At 67.6% G+C, this 3,632-nt stretch carries 5 protein-coding genes and 1 pseudogene; 3 read left to right on the top strand and 3 right to left on the bottom strand.

Annotated elements, in window-relative coordinates; all coding sequences use genetic code 11:
• Positions 1–213, bottom strand: a pseudogene (locus I9P22_RS23630) (COQ9 family protein); the annotation flags it as partial.
• A gap of 138 nt (positions 214–351) precedes the next feature.
• Here I9P22_RS23630 and rpsU point away from each other — a divergent pair.
• Entirely contained in the window at positions 352–558 is a 207-nt protein-coding gene (rpsU, locus tag I9P22_RS23625; RefSeq protein ID WP_011748553.1) for a 30S ribosomal protein S21, read from the top strand.
• Between the two features lie 55 nt (positions 559–613).
• Here the strand turns inward: rpsU and I9P22_RS23620 are convergent, their stop codons facing one another.
• On the bottom strand, positions 614–1,072 hold the full coding sequence (locus I9P22_RS23620) for an Lrp/AsnC family transcriptional regulator (protein ID WP_199262622.1): 459 nt from the start codon (positions 1,070–1,072) through the stop codon (positions 614–616).
• Positions 1,073–1,207: 135 nt separating this feature from the next.
• Between I9P22_RS23620 and ald the strand changes: the two genes are divergently transcribed.
• Positions 1,208–2,326: an alanine dehydrogenase gene (gene ald, locus I9P22_RS23615; RefSeq protein WP_199262621.1), complete on the top strand. Its 1,119-nt coding sequence runs from the start codon at positions 1,208–1,210 to the stop codon at positions 2,324–2,326.
• Positions 2,327–2,368: 42 nt separating this feature from the next.
• Here ald and mscL read toward each other — a convergent pair whose 3' ends face one another.
• Positions 2,369–2,800 carry a large conductance mechanosensitive channel protein MscL gene (gene mscL / locus I9P22_RS23610; protein ID WP_199262620.1) on the bottom strand — a complete coding sequence of 144 codons (432 nt, stop codon included), beginning with the start codon at positions 2,798–2,800 and terminating at the stop codon, positions 2,369–2,371.
• A gap of 91 nt (positions 2,801–2,891) precedes the next feature.
• Here mscL and I9P22_RS23605 point away from each other — a divergent pair, with 91 nt between their 5' ends.
• Positions 2,892–3,593, top strand: a complete 702-nt coding sequence (locus tag I9P22_RS23605) for a glutathione S-transferase C-terminal domain-containing protein (RefSeq protein ID WP_199262617.1) — start codon at positions 2,892–2,894, stop codon at positions 3,591–3,593.
• Positions 3,594–3,632 lie beyond the last annotated feature (39 nt).

Genomic DNA, 3,632 nt, shown 5'->3' with positions numbered 1-3,632 from the left:
CAGCCGGGCCCGCAGCGCCGCGTCGCCCCGGCGGTGATAGGCGGCGGCCAGGTCGGCGCCGCCGCGCGGCAGCCAGACCCGGGCCAGCGCCGGGTCCATGCCGATGTCGCGGGCGCCGGCGGCGATGGCCTTGTCGCCCATGCCCTCGAAGACGACATGCGACAGGGCGGCTTCGACCAACCGCTCCCTTTCCTCCGTCATGGCATCCGTCATGGCTCGTTCCTCCTTGCTGCAGGCGCGGGCCCGAACGATCATCGGCCGGGAAAATCTGGACAAAGCCGATTCGCCCTGCTAGAAGGCCGCGTCCTGCAAATCTGCTCAACTCTAACCTAGGAAGGTGGTGACAACCACATGCAGGTAAGTGTTCGCGACAACAACGTCGAACAGGCGCTTCGTGCTCTGAAGAAGAAACTTCAGCGCGAAGGGGTGTTTCGGGAAATGAAGCTCAAGCAGCATTTCGAGAAACCCTCGGTCAAGAAGGCCCGTGAAAAGGCCGAGGCCGTCCGCCGCGCCCGCAAGCTGGCGCGCAAGAAAGCGCAACGCGAAGGCGCGCTGTAAGACGAGCGACACGTTCGTTTCAGGAAAACCCCCGCTTTCGCGGGGGTTTTTCATTTCAAACGGGCAGCGCCGTGGTCTGCGCCACCGTGCGCAGCGAGAAGGACGAATGCATCTGCTGCACCCCCGGCAGCTTGGCCAGCGACTGCCGGTGGATGCGGGCGAAATCGTCGGTATCCTGCGCCACCACCTTCAGCAGGTAGTCGGCCGAGCCCGCCATCAAGTGGCATTCCAGAACGTCGGGAATCTTGCGCACCGCGCGCTCGAAGGCTTCCAGCAATTCGTCGGCCTGGCCCGACAGCGTGATCTCGACGAAGACCGTGGTCGGCCGCTCCAGCTTGCGGGCGTCCAGAAGCGCGACATAGCCGCGGATCACCCCGGCCTCCTCCAGCCGCTGCACGCGGCGGTGGCAGGCGCTGGGCGACAGCCCGACCTCGACCGCCAGGTCGGCATTGGTCATGCGGCCGTCGCGTTGCAGCACGGTCAGGATGCGGCGGTCCGTTGCGTCAAGCTCGATCATTGCTGAATATCCCTGCGCATCAGGCGCCATGACGGGCGGATTCTTCGAAACTAGCCGGTTTTTCCGCGCAGTTTAAGAAGGAATTCTCGTCCCGCCCGTGCCACCATGCCGCCAGAGGAGAGGAGAACGCCCATGAAGATCGGATGCCCGACCGAAATCAAGCCGCAGGAATATCGCGTCGGCCTGACGCCCGAGGCGGTGCGCGAGGCCACGGCCCGCGGCCACGAGGTGCTGGTCCAGGCCGGCGCGGGCACCGGCTCCGGCTTCCCGGACCAGGATTACATCGACGCCGGCGCCCGCATCCTGCCCGATGCCGCCGCCGTCTTTGCCGAGGCCGGGATGATCGTGAAGGTCAAGGAACCCCAGGCGGCAGAGCGCGCCATGCTGTGCAAGGGCCAGATCCTGTTCACCTATCTGCACCTGGCGCCGGACCCGGCGCAGACCCGCGAGCTGCTGGACAGCGGCGTCACCGCCATCGCCTATGAGACGGTGACCGATGCGCGCGGCGGCCTGCCGCTCCTGGCGCCGATGTCCGAGGTGGCGGGCCGGCTTGCCCCGCAGGTCGGCGCCTGGACGCTGCAAAAGGCCAATGGCGGCTCGGGCGTGCTCTTGGGCGGCGTGCCCGGCGTGCGGCCGGCCAATGTCATGGTGATCGGCGGCGGCGTCGTCGGCACGGCGGCAGCGCGGGTGGCGGTGGGCATGGGGGCGAACGTGACCGTTCTGGACCGCTCGGTGCCGCGGCTCAGCTATCTCGACGACGTGTTCATGGGCCGGCTGACCACGCAATACGCCACCCAGGGCGCCATCGCCGAGCTGCTGCCCGATGCCGACATGGTGATCGGCGCGGTGCTGGTGCCGGGCGCCGCCGCGCCCAAGCTGGTCACGCGCGCGCAGCTTTCGCTGATGAAGCCCGGCTCGGCGCTGGTGGACGTGGCCATCGACCAGGGCGGCTGTTTCGAGACCTCGCGCCCGACCACGCATCAGGATCCGGTCTACGAGGTGGACGGCATCATGCATTACTGCGTGGCGAACATGCCGGGCGCGGTGGCCCGCACCTCGACCCGGGCGCTGGGGAACGCCACCCTGCCCTTCGTGCTGGCCTTGGCCGACAAGGGCTGGCGGCAGGCGCTGCGCGACGATCCGAACCTGCTGGCCGGGCTGGCGGTGCACGAGGGCGCGCTGGCCTCGGCCCCGGTGGCCGAGGCGCAGGGCCTGGGCTGGACCGCCGCCGCCAGCATGATCGAAGGCTGAGGGACCAAGGGCCGGGGCGCAAGCCGCCACCGGCCCCGGCGATCAGCCGCGCTGCGCGCGCAGTTCGTCGCGGATCTGCATCAGCAGGTCTTCCTGCGTCGGGCCGGCGGGGGCAGGCGCCTCCTCCTGCTTGCGGATGGCGGCGCTTTGCACGCGGTTCACCGCCTTGACCAGCAGGAAGATCACCCAGGCGATGATCAGGAAATTGATCACCGCCGACAGGAAGGCGCCGTAGGCAAAGACCGCAGCGCCGGAATCGCGCGCCGCCTGCAGGCTGGCGCCCTCGGGCACGTTGCCGCTCAGCACGAAATACCAGCTGCTGAAATCGGTGCCGCCAAGCAGGCCGATGATCGGGTTGATGAGATCGGTGACCAAAGAATTGACGATGGCCGTGAAGGCCGCGCCGATGATGATGCCGACGGCCAGGTCGATGACATTGCCGCGGGCGATGAATTCCTTGAATTCCTTGAACATGGGCTTACCTTTTCCAGCCTGTTGCGCGTGTTCCGGCACAGGCTGCCATATCACGATCACCCCTTGCAACATAGTCAGCACAGGAAACGACATGACGGCACTTTCCGACTTCCCGATCACCCGCCGCTGGCCGCCCCGGCGCCCCGAGGTGATCCAGCTCTACACGCTGAACACGCCGAACGGCATCAAGACCTCGGTCATGCTGGAGGAATGCGGGCTGGATTACGACGCCCACCGCGTCAGCATCTCCGACCCCGAGGAGCAGTTCACCCCGGAATTCCTGTCGCTGAATCCCAACAACAAGATCCCGGCGATGATCGACCCCAACGGGCCCGACGGCCGGCCCATCGGCCTCTTCGAGACCGGCGCCATGCTGATCTATCTGGGCGACAAGACCGGCAAGTTCCTGCCCGCCTCGGGCGCGGCGCGCTATCACACCATCCAGTGGCTGATGTGGCAGATGGGCGGCGTCGGGCCGATGTTCGGCCAGGTCGGCTTCTTCCACCGCTACAAGGGCAAGGAAATCGAGGATCCCCGCCCCCGCACCCGCTATTACGCCGAGGCGCGGCGGCTTCTGGGCGTGCTCGACCGGCAATTGCAGGGCCGCGACTGGATCACCGGCACCTATTCCATCGCCGACATGGCGGTCGGGCCGTGGCTGCGCACCGTGCGGGTGAATTACGAAGCCGAGGCGGAAACCGGTATGGACGGCTTTGCCAATGTGCAGGCCTATCTCGACCGTTTCCTGGCCCGCCCGGCGGTGCAGCGCGGCATCGCGGTCGGCGCCGAGTGAACGGCCCCCGCGCTGCCGCCCGCTGCGGCAGCGCGACCC

It is taken from the genome of Paracoccus binzhouensis (assembly GCF_016446475.1).
GTDB lineage: Bacteria > Pseudomonadota > Alphaproteobacteria > Rhodobacterales > Rhodobacteraceae > Paracoccus > Paracoccus binzhouensis.
Note: the sequence above shows the minus strand (reverse complement) of the source record. Positions and strands in the feature narration are given on the sequence as shown.